The sequence below is a fragment of the Streptomyces sp. NBC_01707 genome (genome assembly GCF_041438805.1).
GTDB lineage: Bacteria > Actinomycetota > Actinomycetes > Streptomycetales > Streptomycetaceae > Streptomyces.
This window is the reverse complement of record NZ_CP109190.1, coordinates 6,587,232-6,604,040: the sequence shown is the minus strand read 5'-3', so window position 1 is coordinate 6,604,040 and position 16,809 is coordinate 6,587,232. Positions and strand designations below refer to the sequence as shown.

The following is a 16,809-nucleotide window of genomic DNA, read 5'->3' as shown; positions in this document are numbered from 1 at the left end:
GGGGCTGGGGCTGCGGGCTGGACGGACAGGGCTCAGGCCCCGGTGCCGCCGCCGCCCGGAACGCCCGAGGCGATCGTGATGATCTCGTCGATGAGGCCGTAATCCTTGGCCTCCTCCGCGGTGTACCAGCGGTCACGGTCACCGTCGCGAATGATCGTCTCCACGGTCTGACCGGAGTGGCGGGCGGTGATCTCCGCCATCCGCTGCTTCGTGCGGAGCAGGTACTGCGCCTGGATCTTGATGTCCGACGCGGTACCACCGATGCCGGCCGAACCCTGGTGCATGAGGATGTCGGTGTTCGGGAGCGCGAAGCGCTTGCCCGCGGTGCCACCGGTCAGCAGGAACTGGCCCATCGAGGCCGCCATGCCCATACCGATGGTGACCACGTCGTTCGGGATGTACTGCATGGTGTCGTAGACCGCCATGCCGGCCGTCACCGAGCCACCGGGGCTGTTGATGTAGAGGTAGATGTCCTTGTCCGGCTCCGCGGCAAGGAGAAGCAGCTGCGCCGTGATCTTGTTGGCGATGTCATCGTCGACCTGCTGACCGAGGAAGATGATGCGCTCGCCGAGCAGTCGGCTGTAGACCTGGTCGCCGAGGCCACCACCGAGGGACGGCTCTCCGGCGGCGTAAGGCATCAGATTCGTCACGTATCCACCTGCTCGTCTCTGACGGCTCCGGCCGTCTCAGCGTCTTCGTACCGGGCGGGCGGGGACTCCCCCACCCTTCCTATTCATGGACCCTAACGCGCAGGTGGGACAACGCCATCCCGCTTCCGCAACTGTTCGCTGGGAGCGCAAGCTGAGCAGTGCGCACAAGGGTTGTGGGGGTTGGCCACCGATATGACGACGGGCTCCGGACGCTGAGCGTCCGGAGCCCGTCGTACGGGTTCAGCGCGAGGCTCAGGCCTCGGTCTTCTCCTCGTCGGCGGCCTCGGTGTGACCCTCGGCGGCCTCGACCGTCTCGATGGCCTCTTCCTCGTCGTCCTCGAGCTCGACGAGCTCACCGTTGGTGTCGACGACCTTGGCGGCCTCGACGACCACGGCGAGCGCCTTGCCGCGGGCGACCTCGCCGACGAGCATCGGCACCTGGCCACCCTCGACGACGGCCTGGGCGAACTGGTCGGGGCTCATGCCGGAGGAAGCAGCGCGCCGCATGAGGTGCTCGGTGAGCTCCTCCTGGTTGACGTTCAGCTTCTCCTTGTTGACGAGCTCGTCCAGGATGAACTGGGTCTTGATGCCCTTGACCGCCTGCTCGGAGGTCTCGGTCTCGAACTCCTCGAGGGTCTTGCCCTGGATCTCCAGGTACTTCTCGAGGGTCAGACCCATCTGGCCGAGCTGGTGGTGCTCGAGGTTGTGCTTGCGGGTCTGCACCTCGTCCGCGAGCAGCTTCTCGGGGATCGGGACCTCGGCCAGCTTCAGCAGCTCGTCGAGGACGCGCTCCTGGGCCTGGGTGGCCTGGTCGTACTGCTTGGTGTTCTCGAGGCGCTTGCGGCTGTCCGCCTTCAGCTCTTCGAGGGTGTCGAACTCGCTCGCCATCTGGGCGAACTCGTCGTCCAGCTCGGGGAGCTCACGGGCGGCGACGGCGGTGACCTTGACGGTGACCTCGGCCTCCTTGCCCTCGGCCGAGCCACCCTTCAGCTCGGAGGTGAAGGTGGCCTCGCCACCCGCCTCCAGGCCGGTGACGGCCGCGTCGATGCCGTCGAGGAGCTCGCCGGAACCGATGGTGTACGAGACACCCTCGGCCACGCCGTCCTCCAGGACCTCGCCGTCGACCTTGGCCTGCAGGTCGATCGTCACGACGTCGCCGTCCGCGGCGGCGCGCTCGACCGGGTTGGTGGAGGCGAAGCGGCCACGGAGCTGCTCCACGGCCTTCTCGACGTCCTCGTCGCTGACCTCGAGGGCGTCCACGGTGACCTCGATGCCGGAGTAGTCCGGGATCTCGATCGCGGGGCGCACGTCGACCTCGGCGGTGAAGGCCAGCAGCTCGCCGTCCTTCAGCTCGGTGATGTCGACCTCGGGCTGGCCCAGAACGTTGAGCTCACCCTCGTTGACAGCCTCGGTGTAGAACTTCGGGAGGGCGTCGTTGACGGCCTCCTCCAGCACAGCACCACGGCCGAACCGCTGGTCGATGACGCGGTTGGGGATCTTGCCCTTACGGAAGCCCTTCACCGTGACCTGCTGGTTGATCTTCTTGTACGCCGCGTCGAGGCTGTCCTTGAGCTCCTCGAAGGGCACCTCGATGCTGAGCCGAACCCGAGTCGGGTTCAGGGTCTCCACGGCGCTCTTCACGGTTCGGTCTCCTTGGTGGCTGACTTCTTGGGGTTCTGCTCGGCCACCGGACAGCGGCTCCGCGGATCGAGCCCGGTACATCAGACACACGGGCACGCAATTTGCATAGTAACGGCAAGGGGGATGACTCCCACAATGCGATCTTGCCTGTGGTCGGGGTGGCCGGATTCGAACCGACGACCTTCCGCTCCCAAAGCGGACGCGCTACCAAGCTGCGCCACACCCCGTCGGTGCGACACGTAGGGTACATGCAGACCGGCAGTGCACAGACCGCTTTACGGGGGCGGCGTGGATTGCGGCACCCGGTGCCGCGATGAGGTGTGCGGACAACGTCCGCGACCCGCTACGATGCTCCTCGTGCCGCGGTCCGAGGAGTGCGGCGCATGCGGGCGTAGCTCAATGGTAGAGCCCTAGTCTTCCAAACTAGCTACGCGGGTTCGATTCCCGTCGCCCGCTCCATGCGTGGGCCCGGTTCGGCGAATTGTTCGTCGGACCGGGCCTTCTGCGTTCCGCGTCCGCCTTCTGCGGCGCGGATCAGAAGCTGATGTGGTTGATGGTCTCCGCTATCGAGTTCATGAACCTGTTGATCGACGGCGCCATGCCGGTCGATGCCAGGAAGAAGCCGAAGAGCACCGCGACGATCGCGGGTCCGGCCTTGATGGAGCCGCCTCGGATCAGCACCACCAGGATGATCGCCAACAGAAGCACCACAGACAGTGAAATGGCCACGACTGATCACACCCTTGGTCGGTCCGCCTTGCCGGCCCGGAAGCGTGCGCACGGGCACTCCTCCGCTGCGTCCATCGTGCCACCAACTCCCCTGTGGTTGCTGCCAGGTGACGAATGGAACTGTCGGGATCGCGCCATCCTCACGCCCCGCGTGCGCGGGGGCGGACAGGGCCGCCGCCCCGCCCGTCCGGGGCTACGCCGGGGAGACGGCCGGCAGCACGGGGACATCCGCGGACGTCGGTCGAAAAAGCCCGGGACCGTGATCGTTTCCATATCCACACAGGTCGTTCACACGCGTTTCCACGACCTCCGGTGCGATGAAATTCACTCCATCCAACCGCCTGGCGATATGCCCCATTTAAGGAGGATCAATCGGGCCATAGGGGGCGGTTTTCGGTAGTTTCACTTTCGATTGGACGGGAACACGCAATATCTGTGGACGGTTTTACGAATTCCAATCGAGGCGTCTAAGGTGCTTTAGATGTTCCACGCTCCGAACACATTTCAGAGGGCCCCGCTCCCCCCAGCGACCCGGGAGTCGGAGCCCAGACGCCAGGGCGGCACGACCCTCACCGCGGCTCCCCCCGTACCGGTGGCGAACCGGCCTTCGGCGGCCGCGCCGACGAAGCGGCGTGACGCCTACTTCGACAACGCCAAATATCTGGCGATCGTGCTGGTCGCGGTGGCGCACGCGTGGGTGCCGGTGATGGACGGGAGCCGGACCGCCCGGGCGCTGTACATGGTTGCGTACACGTTTCACATGCCGGCCTTCATCATCATCTCCGGTTATTTCTCACGCTCGTTCGACATGAGCGCCAAGAAGATGAAACGCCTGGTCACCGGGGTCGCCGTGCCCTATGTGGTCTTCGAGACGGCCTACTCGCTCTTCAAGCGGTACGCGGACGACTCGCCGGACCATCCGATCAGCCTGATCGACCCGTGGTTCCTCACCTGGTTCCTGGCCGCGCTGTTCATCTGGCGGCTCACCACGCCCGTCTGGCAGGCGCTGCGCCACCCGCTGCCGGTCGCGCTCGTCATTGCCGTGCTCGCGTCGTTCTCCCCCACGATCGGTGACGACCTCGACCTCCAGCGGGTCCTGCAGTTCCTGCCGTACTTCGTGCTCGGACTCCAACTGAAGCCCGAGCACTTCCAGTTGATGCGTCGGCGTGAGGTGCGGATGCTGGCGCTGCCGCTGTTCGCCGGGGCCGCGTTGTTCGCGTACTGGGCGGCGCCGCGGATGCAGCTGGGCTGGTTCTACCGCAGCAACAGCGCCCCGGAGATGGGCGCCCCGTGGTGGTCGGGTGCGGTGATGACCCTGATGATGTTCGGTTGCGCGCTGCTGCTCACCATCGGGTTCCTGGCATGGGTGCCGCGTCGGCACATGTGGTTCACCGTTCTGGGCGCCGGGACGATCTGCGGCTATCTGCTGCACGGTTTCCTGGTCAAGGGCGCCGGCTACGTCGGGTTGTTCGACCGGTACGAGTGGCTGGCCTCGCCGGGCGGGCTGGTCGTCGTCTCGCTGTTCGCGGCCGCCGCGGTGACGCTGCTGTGCACCCCGCCGGTGCGACGGGTGCTGCGCTGCGTGACCGAGCCGGACATGGACTGGGCGTTCCGGCGGGACGCCGCCAAGCTCTGAGTGGATCAGCCCTTCGTGGTGTTGGCCGGATCCGGCTGTTCGATGGGCGATTCGCCGGCGTCGAGTCCGAGCAGCGCGCGTACCTGCGCATATTTCGCGGTCAGCCGGGTACGCGTCGCCGGGTCCAGAACCGCGAGGCGGGTCGGGTCGGCGTTGTGGGCTAGGTCGGATTCCTTGATCAGCAGGGCGCCGGGGGTGGCGAGGATGCGCCGGGTGTACGCCGCCACATCCTCGCCGTCCCGTTTGGTGACGGCGAGGACCATGTCCTTGACCGGCTGCGGCAGCGCGGCGGCCGCCAGCCAATCGGCGGACAGCGCGTCGTCCTCGACCGCGTCGTGCAGCCACGCGGCGGCGATCTGGTCGTCGCTGCCGCCCCTGGCCCGTACACCGTCCGCGACGGCGGCGAGGTGTTCGGCGTACGGGCGTCCCGCCTTGTCCTGCTGGCCGGCGTGCGCGCTGCGGGCGGCGGCCTCGACCTCGGCCAGGGTCAGGGGTGTGCGTGGCGTGGGCATGCGCCGACTCTACGGACGGGCGGTCGTCGGGCACAGGGCCGCGTGGACGCGCGTCGTCACGACGGCCGGGCACCGAGTGCCCGGCCCTGGCTGCTCCGTACGCTTCAGGACCGGCGGGACAGCAGCAGCAGCGCCCGGTCGTCGTTGACGTCCTTCGCGCACGCCTCGATCAGATGCCAGGCCGCGCCGTCGAAGCCGGTGACGACATAGCGGTCGGCCTCGCCGGTCAGCCGGTCGATGCCCTCCGCGATGTCCCGGTCGGACGCCTCCACCAGGCCGTCCGTGAAGAGCATCAGCACATCGCCGGGGGCCAGTGAGCCCTTCACCGCGTCGAACTGTGCCCCGTCGTACACCCCCAGGAGCGGGCCCTCCGCAGCCTTCTCCTCCCACCGACCGCTGCCCGCGTGCAGTTGCAGGGCCGGCGGGTGGCCGGCGGAGAGGAGCTCGTAGTCGCCCGAGTCCAGGTCCAGCACCAGATGGATGGAGGTGGCGAAGCCCTCGTCCCAGTCCTGGCGCAGCAGATAGGCGTTGGCCGCGGGCAGGAAGCCGTGCGGCGGCAGCGAGCCGAGCAGGCCGCCGAACGCGCCGGACAGCAGGAGCGCGCGGGATCCCGCGTCCATGCCCTTGCCGGAGACATCGGTGAGTACGACTTCCAGGGTGCGGCCGCCGTTGGTGCGGGCCGCGACGACGAAGTCGCCGGAGAACGACTGGCCGCCCGCCGGGCGCAGCGCCATCTCACGGTGCCAGCCCTGCGGCAGCCTCGGCAGGGCGCTCTGCACACGGATGCGTTCGCGCAGGTCGAAGAGCATGGTGCCGCCGCGCCGCCACGGGACGCCGACCCTGGCCCGGAACTGGGCGAGGATCAGTCCGAAGAATCCGCACGCCGCGACCACCAGGACGGTGCCCGGGGTCACCCGGGCCGGACCCTCCGAGTACGGGCCGAGCGCGATCGACTCCACGATCAGGGCTGCGGCGGCGGTCCCGTACAGCCCGAGCAGGCTGGCCGGTCGCAGCAGCAGTCCGCCCGCGACGATCGGCAGGACGAGCGCTGCCGGTGCGCACCACACCGCGTTCAGCAGCGTGCCGCAGGTGATGGCCGGGACGGTCAGCAGCAGGCCGGCCAGGGCGATCCAGTCGGAGCCGTCGCCACGGAAGTAGTCGACGCCGGATTTGCGCAGCGCTATGCGCGCCCGGTGCGCCGATTTCTGCAATCGGGCCGGGTACGAGTCTGCTCCTGCGCGACGGGCCATTGCGGGGACCTTATCCACACGAGCGCCTCGGGTGCAGGGGGACCCCTGTGACAATGCGTTCGAAAACGGGTCGCCCGTCTGCCGTACCCCTGGTAGGCATGGCATATGACTACTCAGCTGCGGGTGTTGCGTCCGTCCGAATGGAACGAATGGTTCGGGAGCCTGGAGCTCGCGTTCGGCGGAGTCGTCGCCGACTCTCCGGAGGAGCGCGAGCTCTGGGAGGCGCTGACCGAGCACGAGCGGTCGATCGGCATCTGGGACGGCCCGGACGTGGTCGGCACGGCGGGGGCCTTCAGCTTCCGGCTGGCGGTGCCCGGCGGCGCCCTGGTGCCCGCGGCCGGCGTGACGATGGTGAGTGTCGCGTCCACGCACCGCAGGCGCGGCCTGCTGACCTCGATGATGCGGCGTCAACTCGACGACGTGCGGGCACTGGGTGAACCCCTCGCCGTGCTGACGGCCTCGGAGCCCGCGATCTACGGCCGGTTCGGGTACGGGTCCGCCACGAGGCAGATGTCCCTGGAGATCGACACGGACCGGGTGCGGCTGACGGTGCCGGACGGCACGGACGAGGTACGTCTGCGGTACGCCAGGCCGGACGAGGCGACCACTGCGTGCGAGGGCGTGTACGAGCGGCTGGTGGCGGGGCGGCCGGGGACGCCTGCGCACGGGCCCGGCTGGGAACGGCGGGCTCTGCTCGACCCGGCGAGCGCGCGACGGGGGGCGTCGCCGCTGCAGTGCCTGCTGGCCGAGCGGGCGGGTGAGGTCGTCGGGTACTCGACGTTCCGCATCAAGCCGGACTGGGACACCGCGGGCCCCAAGGGCCGGATCGCCGTGGACGACCTGTCGGCGCTGGACCCTGCGGCGTACGCGGCGCTGTGGCGGTTCCTCTTCGAGATCGACCTGACGTCGACGGTCGAGGCACGGAACCGGCCGGTCGACGATGCGGTTCTGCATCTCGTCTCGGACGTACGCCGGTGCAACATCAAGCTGCGCGACTCGCTGTACGTACGGCTGGTGGAGCTCGGCGCGGCGCTGGAGGCGCGGGCGTACCGGGCGTCGGTGGACGTGGTGTTCGAGGTCGAGGACGCGTTCTGCCCGTGGAACGCGGGGCGTTGGCGGCTCACGGCCGACACGAAGGGCGGCGCGTCGTGCAAGCGGACGGATGACCCGGCGGATCTGGCGCTCTCCGTAAGGGAGCTGGGGACGGTGTACCTGGGCGGCGAATCGCTGGTCTCACTGGCGCGGGCCGGGCGGGTACAGGAGCTGCGGACGGGTGCGGTGGCGGAGGCGGCGTCGGCGTTCTCGGGCATGGTGGAGCCTTGGCTTCCGCGGGGGTTCTAGCGGGAAGTGACGTTGACGGGGCGCCGGCGGACGTTTCGGGCCAGGAGGGGGCACGCGGCCCTGAAGGGCACCTGCGGGCGGGGAAATTGAGCCCGCCGGGCGATCGAGGACGTTCGGGGCGGTGCGGAATGCGCGCCGGAGCGCAGGATCAAGCGCGTCCGGCGTGCGGACGCGCTGCCAAGGGCTGTCCCGTAGTCGCTGGTGGATCAGCGCGCGGCGTCGGATGCGGTGCATCGCAAGGCGGAGGGGCGTCGTCGGACTGGACGTATTCGGGCGTTCCGACGAGGCGGCGAGGTGCCGTAGCTGTCGTCGTGCGCCCGCCAGGGATCACCGGACAGCCCTTAGGCGCGCTGGCAGGTCGGACACCAGAAGAGGTTGCGGGCCGCCAGGTCCGCCGCGCGGATCTCCGTGCCGCATATGTGGCACCCCTGCCGAGCCCGCCGGTACACGTACACCTCGCCCCCGTGGTCGTCCACCCGCGGCGCCCGCCCCATCGCCTCCGGCATGTGCTCCGGACGCACCGTGTCGATCCGGTTGTTCCGTACGCCCGCACGCATCAGTGTCACCAGGTCCGCCCAGATCGCGTCCCACTCCGCACGGGTGAGGTCCTTGCCCTGGCGGTACGGGTCGATGCCGTGCCGGAACAGGACCTCCGCCCGGTAGACGTTGCCGACGCCCGCGATGACCTTCTGGTCCATCAGCAGCGCGGCCACCGTGATGCGGCTGCGCGAGATCCGCCGCCAGGCGCGTTCGCCGTCCTCGTCGGCCCGCAGCGGGTCCGGGCCCAGCCGGTCGTGTATCGCGCGCTTCTCGGGTTCCGTGATGAGGGCGCAGGTGGTCGGTCCGCGCAGGTCCGCGTGGTGGTCGTCGTTGGCCAGGCGCAGACGGACGGTGTCCGTGGGCGGCGGAACGGGTGTCGTACCGAAGTGGAGCTTGCCGAACAGGCCGAGGTGGATGTGGATCCATCCGGCGTCCTCGAAGCCGAGGAACAGGTGCTTGCCGTGCGCGTCGACGCCGGTGAACGCACGGCCGTCGAGGAGCGCCGCACTGTCCGAGAACCTGCCCTGCGGGCTGCTGACCCGCACCGGCCCACCCACGAACCGGTCGCGGTGGTCCGCGGCCAGGCGATGGATCGTGTGTCCCTCGGGCACGGTGGCGGCTCTCCTGAGTCACGTGGGATACGGGGAAATGGCTGTGCCGCCGGGCGGGCCGGCGGCACGGGGGGCAGGGCGGTCAGCCCTGCTGCGGGTGGTGGGCCGGGATCGGGGGAAGCTCGCCCGTCGCCTCGTAGGCGGTCAGCATCGCGATGCGGCGGGTGTGACGCTCCTCACCCGAGTACGGCGTGGCGAGGAAGATCTCGACGAACTTCGTCGACTCCTCCACGGTGTGCATGCGGCCACCGATGGCCACCACATTGGCGTCGTTGTGCTCGCGGCCGAGAGCGGCGGTCTGCTCGCTCCAGGCGAGTGCGGCACGTACGCCCTTCACCTTGTTGGCGGCCATCTGCTCGCCGTTGCCGGAGCCACCGATCACGATGCCGAGGCTGCCCGCGTCCGCGGCCGTCCTCTCGGCGGCGCGCAGGCAGAACGGCGGGTAGTCGTCCTGGGCGTCGTAGATGTGGGGGCCACAGTCGACGGCTTCGTGGCCCTGGGCCGTGAGCCACTCGACGAGGTGGTTCTTGAGTTCGAAACCGGCATGGTCTGAGCCGAGGTACACGCGCATGGGTCGAGTGTGGCATGCGGATCACGGGGTAGCCGTCATCGGGGTCGGGACCCTCCGGGCCTACCCCGTGCGGAGCCCTTGTGCGGAGCGTGTGTGCGAAAACCCACACCGGCAACGATCCGGACAACGATCCGGAAGAGGGGGTTCCGCTTCCAGGGTTCTGCGGCTTCAATGCCTGGGACTCGCCGCCCACCACCGTGCAGCGGCACAGCCACGGAACCGAGTGATCCAGAACGTAAGGATTCGATCCATGACGCAAACGACTCTGGCAGGGCCGGGCCACCAGCCCGGCGAGCCGGGCCGGGCGGACAAGCCGGGCTCCTCGGACGGGCTCCAGGCCGGTCTCAAGAACCGTCACCTCTCGATGATCGCCATCGGCGGAGTGATCGGCGCGGGCCTCTTCGTGGGTTCCGGTGCCGGTATCGCCGCCGCGGGACCCGCCATTCTGCTCTCGTACGCGCTGGTCGGCCTCATGGTCGTCTTCGTGATGCGGATGCTCGGCGAGATGGCCGCGGCCCGGCCCAGCTCGGGCTCCTTCTCCGCCTACGCCGACCACGCCCTCGGCCGCTGGGCCGGCTTCTCGATCGGCTGGCTGTACTGGTTCTTCTGGGTCGTGGTGCTCGCCGTCGAAGCCACGGCGGGTGCCAAGATCCTGGAGGGCTGGGTACCGGGCGTCCCGCAGTGGGCATGGGCGCTGATCGTCATGGTGGTGCTCACCGCGACGAACCTGGTCTCGGTCAGTTCGTACGGAGAGTTCGAGTTCTGGTTCGCCGGGATCAAGGTCGTGGCGATCGCCGCGTTCGTGGTCGTCGGGTTGCTCGCCGTCTTCGGACTGCTGCCCGGTTCGGACAACCCGGGGTCGGGGCTCGCCCATCTCACCGACAGCGGCGGCTTCTTCCCCCACGGCCCGGGTGCCATCCTCACCGGTGTGCTCATGGTCGTCTTCTCCTTCATGGGCAGCGAGATCGTGACGCTGGCGGCCGGCGAGTCGGAGAACCCGCAGCGCGCCGTCCAGAAGGCCACCAACAGCGTGATCTGGCGGATCGCCGTCTTCTACCTGGGCTCGATCTTCATCGTGCTGACCCTGCTGCCGTGGAACGACGCGTCGATCCTCAAGGACGGCAGCTATGTCGCCGCCCTGAACTCGATCGGCATTCCGCACGCCGGACAGGTGATGGACGTCATCGTGCTGACGGCCGTGCTGTCCTGCCTCAACTCCGGCCTCTACACGGCCTCGCGGATGGCGTTCTCGCTCGGCGAGCGCGGTGACGCGCCGAAGGCGTTCGCCCGGACGAACAAGCGGGGCGTGCCGCGGGCGGCCATCCTGTCCTCCGTCGTCTTCGGTTTCGTCGCCGTGTTCTTCAACTACCAGTGGCCGGACACCGTCTTCCAGTTCCTGCTGAACTCCTCCGGTGCCGTCGCCCTGTTCGTCTGGCTGGTCATCTGCTTCACCCAGCTGCGGATGCGCGGCATCATCCTGCGCGAGTCGCCGGAGAAGCTGGTCGTGCGGATGTGGCTCTTCCCGTACCTGACCTGGGCGACGATCGCCATGATCTCGTTCGTGCTGGTCTACATGCTGACCGACGACAGCGGACGTGAGCAGGTGCTGCTCTCGCTGCTCGTCGCGGCGATCGTGGTGGCGATCTCGCTGGTGCGTGACGTCCGTCAGCGCAGGGCCGGAGCGGCCGCGGTCACGGCGGACGCGTCCGCCGACGCCTGATCGAGCCCTTCCCCACCTGACGGTCGATGTCAGGTGCACCGGGGAGGCTCCCTCCTGCCGCACACCGCGCGAACGGAGAGCGCCTCCCCGAGTACCACCAACTGTCCGCCCGGATCACCCTCCGCCCCCGGCGACCCCGGACATGCGGAGGCACTGGCCGGGTTCCGGACAGGTTCCACGTTGCGGCCCGGACCTTGTCGGCATCACCGATGCCGACAAGGTCCGGGCCGCTGTCGTGTACACCGCCGGGCACGGACAGCGCGATGCCGAACGCACCGGTCGACGATGACGGTGGTACGGATCAGCCGGTCGGGCCGCCGGCCGCGGTGCCCGCGGTGACCCATGCCGTGCCGAACCGCGGCGCCGCCTGTCCGGTGCGGCTGCTGTCGCTGCTCGACGGTACGGACGTGACGCGGCGGTACGGGAGCTGTACGCGCGGGTGTCCGGTGCCCTGAGCCACCGTCCGTGGGCCGGCCGCCGGACTTCTCGTCGGGCGACGGGGACCGCACCGAAGCACCACGACGAGCGCGCACGGAAGAGGCCCGCCGGTCTGGTGTCGCAGTGCGACCCGGCGAGCCTCTTCGGAACGGTTCACGAAAGCGCGTGAGGCGCGTGAGCCTCCGTCAGCCGCGGCGGCCGACGAGCTTCCAGGCTGCGGGCAGCGCGCCCATCGCCAGCGCCGCCTTCAGCGCGTCACCGAGCAGGAAGGGCACCAGGCCGGCGGCGATCGCGGCGCTCGCCGACATGCCGGTGGACAGTGCGAGGTACGGGACACCGACGGCGTAGATGATCGCGGAGCCGAGCACCATGGTGCCGGCGGTGCGCAGCACGGAGCGGTCGCCGCCGCGGCGGGCGAGATCGCCGACCACGGTGGCGGCGAGGAGCATGCCGAGGACGTAACCGAACGAGGCGCCGCCCGCGCCGGAGCTGCCGCCGGCGAACCACGGCATGCCCGCCATGCCGACGAGCGCGTACACCGCGAGGGAGAGGAAGCCGCGGCGCGCGCCGAGCGCGGTGCCGACGAGGAGCGCGGCGAAGGTCTGGCCGGTGACGGGGACCGGGGAGCCGGGGATCGGGACGGCGATCTGGGCGGCGATGCCGGTGAGCGCGGCGCCACCGACGACCAGGGCCGTGTCGACGGCGTAACGGTGCCTGACGGCGGGCAGCAGGTCGGCGAGGACCGCTCCGGTACGGACGGGGGCGGCAGCAGTGCTCATCGGGACTCCGCGGTGGTGAGGGCAGGTGGGGACAGACTGAGGCTGACGTTAACCCACGGGTTAACGCTCGATCACCATCAGCCGCCCACAAAGCGGCGGTTGGCGGGTTGGTGGGATTCGCACAAAGACCGCCACACAATCATGTGACGGCGTGATGCTTGTCACTGAGGTGGGGGCCTGGAGGGGGTGCCCGAGGGGGCGCGTCTCGCAGCGTGAGACTGTAGGTTCCCCATAAATTATCCGAGAGTGACCCGCACCCCCATGCACGACGCCCCTCCCCCCACGCAGCAGGAACCGCTCTCGCACGGACTGAAGCAGCGCCATCTGACCATGCTCGGCCTGGGCGGGGTGATCGGCGCCGGACTCTTCGTCGGTTCGGGCGCCGGGATCGCGGTCGCCGGGCCGGGCATCGTCGTGTCGTATCTGATCGCCGGCGCGCTCGCGATGCTGGTGATGCGGATGCTCGGCGAGATGTCGGCCGCGATACCTGCCTCCGGCGCCTTCTCCGTCCATGCCGAGCGGGCGCTCGGTCGCTGGGCCGGGTTCAGTGTGGGATGGCTCTACTGGTTCCTGCTGGTGGTCGTCCTCGCCGTGGAGGCGACGGCCGCCGCGCAGATCGCCCACGGCTGGGTGCCGGGCGTGGACCAGTGGGCGTGGGTGCTGGCGTTCATGGTGGTGTTCACCGTCACGAATCTGACCGCGGTGAAGAACTTCGGCGAGTTCGAGTTCTGGTTCGCCGCTCTCAAGGTCGCCGCGATCGTGAGCTTCCTGGTGCTCGGGCTGCTCGCCGTGTTCGGTCTGCTCCCGGACACCGATCCGGTCGGGCTGACCGATCTCACCGGGCAGGGCGGCTTCCTGCCGAACGGCTGGGGCGGCGTCGTCTCGGGCGTGCTGACCGTCGTCTTCGCGTTCGGCGGCCTGGAGGTCGTGACGATCGCTGCGGCCGAGACCGACGACCCGGCGCGCGCGGTGGGACGTGCGGTGCGCAGCGCGGTCGTGCGGATCCTCTTCTTCTACGTCGGCTCGATGCTGGTGATCGTCACGGTGCTGCCCTGGACCGCGCAGCAGGCCGGACTGAGTCCGTACGTCAAGGTCCTGGACGCGATCGGGGTGCCGTCGGCCGGGCAGATCATGAACATCGTGGTGTTCGTGGCGCTGCTCTCCGCGCTGAACGCCAATCTCTACGGCGCGTCCCGGATGGTCTTCTCGCTGGCCGAGCGCGGCGAGGGGCCCCGCGGACTGCTCAAGGTGTCGGGGAGCGGTGGCGGGGGCGGGGTGCCGCGGCGGGCGGTCCTCGCATCGGTCGCCTTCGGCTTCGTCTCCGTACTGCTCAATCTGAAGTGGCCCGACTCCGTCTTCCTCTATCTGCTCAACTCGGTGGGCGCGGTGCTGCTGTTCGTCTGGGGGCTGATCGCCGCGTCGCAGCTGCGGCTGCGCCGCCGGCTGGAGCGCGAGGCGCCCGAGGCGCTGACCTTGCGGATGTGGTGCTTCCCGTGGCTGACCTGGGTGACGCTGGCCGCGCTCGTGGCCGTACTGGTGCTGATGCTGACCGATGACGCGGCGCGCCCGCAGGTGCTGTGGTCGGCGGGGGCGACGGGTCTGGTGCTGCTCGTCGCGGGGGCGCGGGAGCTGCGGGACCGGCGACGGGCCTGACGACCGGTTCCGTGGCGGGGCGTGTACCCGGGGTGTGTGCCCAGGTGTTCACCTTGTGTGAGCCTGGTGCCCGTATAGCGGACACATGTTCCGTGTGAGCGGCGGGCGCGCACAGACTGTGGGCTCGTCCCTGTCTCAGCTACCGAACAGAGCACGTCCATGTCTCGGACCTCCGCGTCTCCCCCCACCGCCGGCTCCGAAGTCTCCGCAGTCCCGGCCGGCTCCGACGTGTCCGCCGTCAAGGCCGACTCCGCCCTCACCCATGGACTCAAACAGCGCCATCTGTCGATGATCGCCCTCGGCGGCGTCATCGGTGCCGGGCTGTTCGTAGGTTCCGGAGCGGGTATCGCCTCCGCCGGGCCCTCGATCGTCATCGCGTACGCCATCTCCGGGCTGCTGGTCATGTTCGTGATGCGCATGCTCGGCGAGATGTCCGCGGCCAATCCGGCCTCCGGTTCCTTCTCCGTCCACGCCGAACGGGCGATCGGGCCGTGGGCGGGGTTCACCGCCGGCTGGGCGTTCTGGGTACTGCTCTGTGTCGCCGTCGGGCTGGAAGGGATCGGCGCCGCGAAGATCGTCACCGGCTGGCTGCCCGGCACTCCCGAGTGGGCGTGGGTGGCGCTGTTCATGGCTGTCTTCCTCGGCACGAACCTGGCCGCAGTGAAGAACTTCGGCGAGTTCGAGTTCTGGTTCGCCTCGCTGAAGGTCGCCGCGATCACGCTCTTCCTGGTGCTGGGCGTGCTGGCGATCCTCGGGGTGCTGCCCGGCACGGACGCCCCGGGCGGCACCAATCTCCGCGGCGACGGCGGGTTCCTGCCGAACGGCTCCAACGGCTTCATCATCGGACTGCTCGCCTCCGTCTTCGCGTACGGCGGTCTGGAGACGGTCACCATCGCCGCGGCCGAGTCCGAGAACCCGGTGCGGGGCGTCGCCAAGGCGGTCCGGACGGCGATGTGGCGGATCGCGCTGTTCTACGTCGGTTCGATGGCGGTCATCGTCACTCTCGTACCGTGGGACGACCCGAAGGTCGCGGCGGTCGGCCCGTTCTACGCGGCCCTCGACCACCTGGGCATCAGCGGCGCCGCGGAGATCATGAATGTGGTCATCCTGATCGCGCTGCTCTCCGCGATGAACGCGAACATCTACGGTGCTTCGCGGATGGCCTGCTCGCTGGTCGCCCGCGGCCAGGGGCCGAAGCGGCTCGGCCGGGTCAGCTCCGGCGTGCCCCGTACCGCCGTGCTCGTCTCGTCCGTCTTCGGCTTCCTGTGCGTGCTGTTGAGCTACTGGCGGCCGGACGATGTCTTCCCGTGGCTGCTCAACATGATCGGCGCGGTGATCCTGGTCGTCTGGATCTTCATCGCGGTGTCGCAGCTGCTCCTGCGCCGCCGGCTGGAGCGCGAGGCACCCGAGAAGCTGGTCGTGCGGATGTGGCTGTTCCCGGTGGGGACGCTGCTCGCGCTGGCGGCCATGGCAGGCATCTTCCTGCTGATGCTGCGCGAGCCCGACACGCGTGACCAGCTGCTGGCGACCGGTGCACTGACCGTCGTACTGGCCGTCATCGGTGTGGTACGCCAGCGGCGGGCCGCGGCCGTCAAGAACTGACGTCGGGGGCACACGGCACGTTGAGGGAGAGCAGCGCGCCGCCCTCGTCCCCCAGTTGCACCTCGCTCACCGCCGCGTTGCGCAATTGCGGAAGGACCCGGCGGTAGGCGCCGAGCGGGATCGACAGCAGTTCGCACAGCACCAGCCGCAGCAGCGTGTTGTGTGCGACGACCAGTACCCGCTGCCCCGGATGGAAGTGCGCGATCCGGCGCAGCGCCGCCGTCCCCCGGGCCGCCGCCGTGCGCGGGTCCTCGGCCCCGGGGAACGGATGGGTCACCGGGTCGGCGACATACGCCTCGGCCCATTTCGGATCCTCGGCGGCGAATTCGGCAAGGGTGCGCCCCTCCACCGCCCCGAAGTCGCACTCGCGCAGATCGTGTTCGCGGCCGGGTACGAGGCCGAGCGCCCGGCAGGCGGGTTCCGCGGTCTCGATGGCGCGGGAGACGGTCGACGTCCAGATCGCGTCGACCGGATGCCGGACCGCCCACTTGGCCAGCTGCTCGGCCTGGTGGCGGCCCTCGTCGGTGAGTGCGACCTCGCTGACCCCGGCGTAGCGGTTCTCGGAGTGCCAGACGGTCTGTCCGTGCCGGGCGAGCAGCAGCGTCGTGGGGAAGATGGTCATCGGCTCTCCGTTCGGGCCCGGGCGTGGGCGGCGAGCGCCCCGGGCCGTCGGCCCCGCCGTTCCAGTTCGTCACCAGCTTGAGGTACGGGGCGGTGCGGCGGGCAGTGCGCGCCGGGGCCCGGCGCAGGATCTGCCGGATTCTCACCATGTGGCCCGCCGCCGGTGGCTCGTGGTCACGGGCCGAGGCGTCCGGTCGCGCCGGGACCCGTCCAGGGAATGCGGCGGTCGGCGCCCCGCCGCCGCAGCCCGGCACTCGCCCGGTGCCCAACTTCCTTTCGGGAAAAGGCAGTTGTCAACCACGCCGGTACGGTACCCGACCGACGGCGCGGTGACGCCCATGAGGACCGGGGTCGCGCCAAGCACCGGATTCCACGATCCGGCGGACAGTGCACCGGAGGCGATCCGCGCCGCGCATCCGCCCTTCGCCGCGGCCGCGACGAGCCGGGCCGCCGCCATGCCGGACCGCTCGGCCCCGCCCTCCCGTCGCCGTACACCGGACCGACGGCGAGCCACC

Annotated in this window: 15 protein-coding genes and 2 tRNA genes; 7 read left to right on the top strand and 10 right to left on the bottom strand. The window is 69.7% G+C overall.

Annotated features, from left to right (window positions below):
- Window positions 1-32: 32 nt before the first annotated feature.
- The 3 genes from OG963_RS29610 to OG963_RS29600 all read right to left on the bottom strand — a co-directional run bounded on the left by OG963_RS29610 (window position 33) and on the right by OG963_RS29600 (window position 2,518).
- Window positions 33-638: an ATP-dependent Clp protease proteolytic subunit gene (locus OG963_RS29610; RefSeq protein WP_018551584.1), complete on the bottom strand. Its 606-nt coding sequence runs from the start codon at window positions 636-638 to the stop codon at window positions 33-35.
- 264 nt (window positions 639-902) lie between these two features.
- Window positions 903-2,291 carry a trigger factor gene (tig, locus tag OG963_RS29605; RefSeq protein WP_093774332.1) on the bottom strand — a complete coding sequence of 463 codons (1,389 nt, stop codon included), beginning with the start codon at window positions 2,289-2,291 and terminating at the stop codon, window positions 903-905.
- 150 nt (window positions 2,292-2,441) lie between these two features.
- Window positions 2,442-2,518 (bottom strand) — tRNA-Pro (locus OG963_RS29600).
- A gap of 158 nt (window positions 2,519-2,676) precedes the next feature.
- Here OG963_RS29600 and OG963_RS29595 point away from each other — a divergent pair.
- Window positions 2,677-2,750: transfer RNA gene (locus tag OG963_RS29595), tRNA-Gly, on the top strand.
- A 75-nt stretch (window positions 2,751-2,825) separates the two neighbouring features.
- On the opposite strand, the gene OG963_RS29590 is transcribed toward OG963_RS29595, so the two are convergent.
- On the bottom strand, window positions 2,826-3,020 hold the full coding sequence (locus tag OG963_RS29590; protein WP_030921275.1) for a hypothetical protein: 195 nt from the start codon (window positions 3,018-3,020) through the stop codon (window positions 2,826-2,828).
- 481 nt (window positions 3,021-3,501) lie between these two features.
- Here OG963_RS29590 and OG963_RS29585 point away from each other — a divergent pair, with 481 nt between their 5' ends.
- Window positions 3,502-4,656 carry an acyltransferase family protein gene (locus OG963_RS29585; protein ID WP_093774330.1) on the top strand — a complete coding sequence of 385 codons (1,155 nt, stop codon included), beginning with the start codon at window positions 3,502-3,504 and terminating at the stop codon, window positions 4,654-4,656.
- A 5-nt stretch (window positions 4,657-4,661) separates the two neighbouring features.
- On the opposite strand, the gene OG963_RS29580 is transcribed toward OG963_RS29585, so the two are convergent.
- Together OG963_RS29580 and OG963_RS29575 are read right to left on the bottom strand one after the other, a co-directional pair.
- On the bottom strand, window positions 4,662-5,168 hold the full coding sequence (locus OG963_RS29580) for an HD domain-containing protein (RefSeq protein WP_319325032.1): 507 nt from the start codon (window positions 5,166-5,168) through the stop codon (window positions 4,662-4,664).
- A 104-nt stretch (window positions 5,169-5,272) separates the two neighbouring features.
- A complete protein-coding gene (locus tag OG963_RS29575; protein WP_371799648.1) occupies window positions 5,273-6,418 on the bottom strand; it encodes a PP2C family protein-serine/threonine phosphatase in 1,146 nt (381 codons plus the stop codon).
- A gap of 105 nt (window positions 6,419-6,523) precedes the next feature.
- Between OG963_RS29575 and OG963_RS29570 the strand changes: the two genes are divergently transcribed.
- Window positions 6,524-7,759, top strand: a complete 1,236-nt coding sequence (locus OG963_RS29570; RefSeq protein ID WP_371799647.1) for a GNAT family N-acetyltransferase — start codon at window positions 6,524-6,526, stop codon at window positions 7,757-7,759.
- A 341-nt stretch (window positions 7,760-8,100) separates the two neighbouring features.
- Here the strand turns inward: OG963_RS29570 and OG963_RS29565 are convergent, their stop codons facing one another.
- The gene (locus tag OG963_RS29565) at window positions 8,101-8,910 is read right to left on the bottom strand and encodes an Fpg/Nei family DNA glycosylase (RefSeq protein ID WP_093774322.1); all 810 of its coding nucleotides are present in this window, start codon (window positions 8,908-8,910) and stop codon (window positions 8,101-8,103) included.
- A gap of 82 nt (window positions 8,911-8,992) precedes the next feature.
- Complete coding sequence (locus OG963_RS29560; protein WP_093774320.1) at window positions 8,993-9,481, bottom strand: ribose-5-phosphate isomerase; 489 nt, start codon at window positions 9,479-9,481, stop codon at window positions 8,993-8,995.
- Between the two features lie 250 nt (window positions 9,482-9,731).
- Between OG963_RS29560 and OG963_RS29555 the strand changes: the two genes are divergently transcribed.
- Together OG963_RS29555 and OG963_RS29550 are read left to right on the top strand one after the other, a co-directional pair.
- Window positions 9,732-11,201, top strand: a complete 1,470-nt coding sequence (locus OG963_RS29555; protein WP_051878118.1) for an amino acid permease — start codon at window positions 9,732-9,734, stop codon at window positions 11,199-11,201.
- 263 nt (window positions 11,202-11,464) lie between these two features.
- Window positions 11,465-11,656, top strand: coding sequence for a hypothetical protein (locus tag OG963_RS29550; RefSeq protein WP_371799646.1), 192 nt, complete (start codon window positions 11,465-11,467; stop codon window positions 11,654-11,656).
- 168 nt (window positions 11,657-11,824) lie between these two features.
- On the opposite strand, the gene OG963_RS29545 is transcribed toward OG963_RS29550, so the two are convergent.
- Window positions 11,825-12,418: a biotin transporter BioY gene (locus OG963_RS29545; protein WP_030921299.1), complete on the bottom strand. Its 594-nt coding sequence runs from the start codon at window positions 12,416-12,418 to the stop codon at window positions 11,825-11,827.
- A 261-nt stretch (window positions 12,419-12,679) separates the two neighbouring features.
- Here OG963_RS29545 and OG963_RS29540 point away from each other — a divergent pair, with 261 nt between their 5' ends.
- Window positions 12,680-14,071 carry an amino acid permease gene (locus OG963_RS29540; RefSeq protein WP_093774316.1) on the top strand — a complete coding sequence of 464 codons (1,392 nt, stop codon included), beginning with the start codon at window positions 12,680-12,682 and terminating at the stop codon, window positions 14,069-14,071.
- Between the two features lie 159 nt (window positions 14,072-14,230).
- Window positions 14,231-15,673, top strand: coding sequence for an amino acid permease (locus tag OG963_RS29535; protein ID WP_093774315.1), 1,443 nt, complete (start codon window positions 14,231-14,233; stop codon window positions 15,671-15,673).
- On the opposite strand, the gene OG963_RS29530 is transcribed toward OG963_RS29535, so the two are convergent.
- The gene (locus OG963_RS29530; protein WP_093774314.1) at window positions 15,663-16,295 is read right to left on the bottom strand and encodes a histidine phosphatase family protein; all 633 of its coding nucleotides are present in this window, start codon (window positions 16,293-16,295) and stop codon (window positions 15,663-15,665) included. The genes OG963_RS29535 and OG963_RS29530 overlap by 11 nt on opposite strands.
- Between the last annotated feature and the right edge of the window lie 514 nt (window positions 16,296-16,809).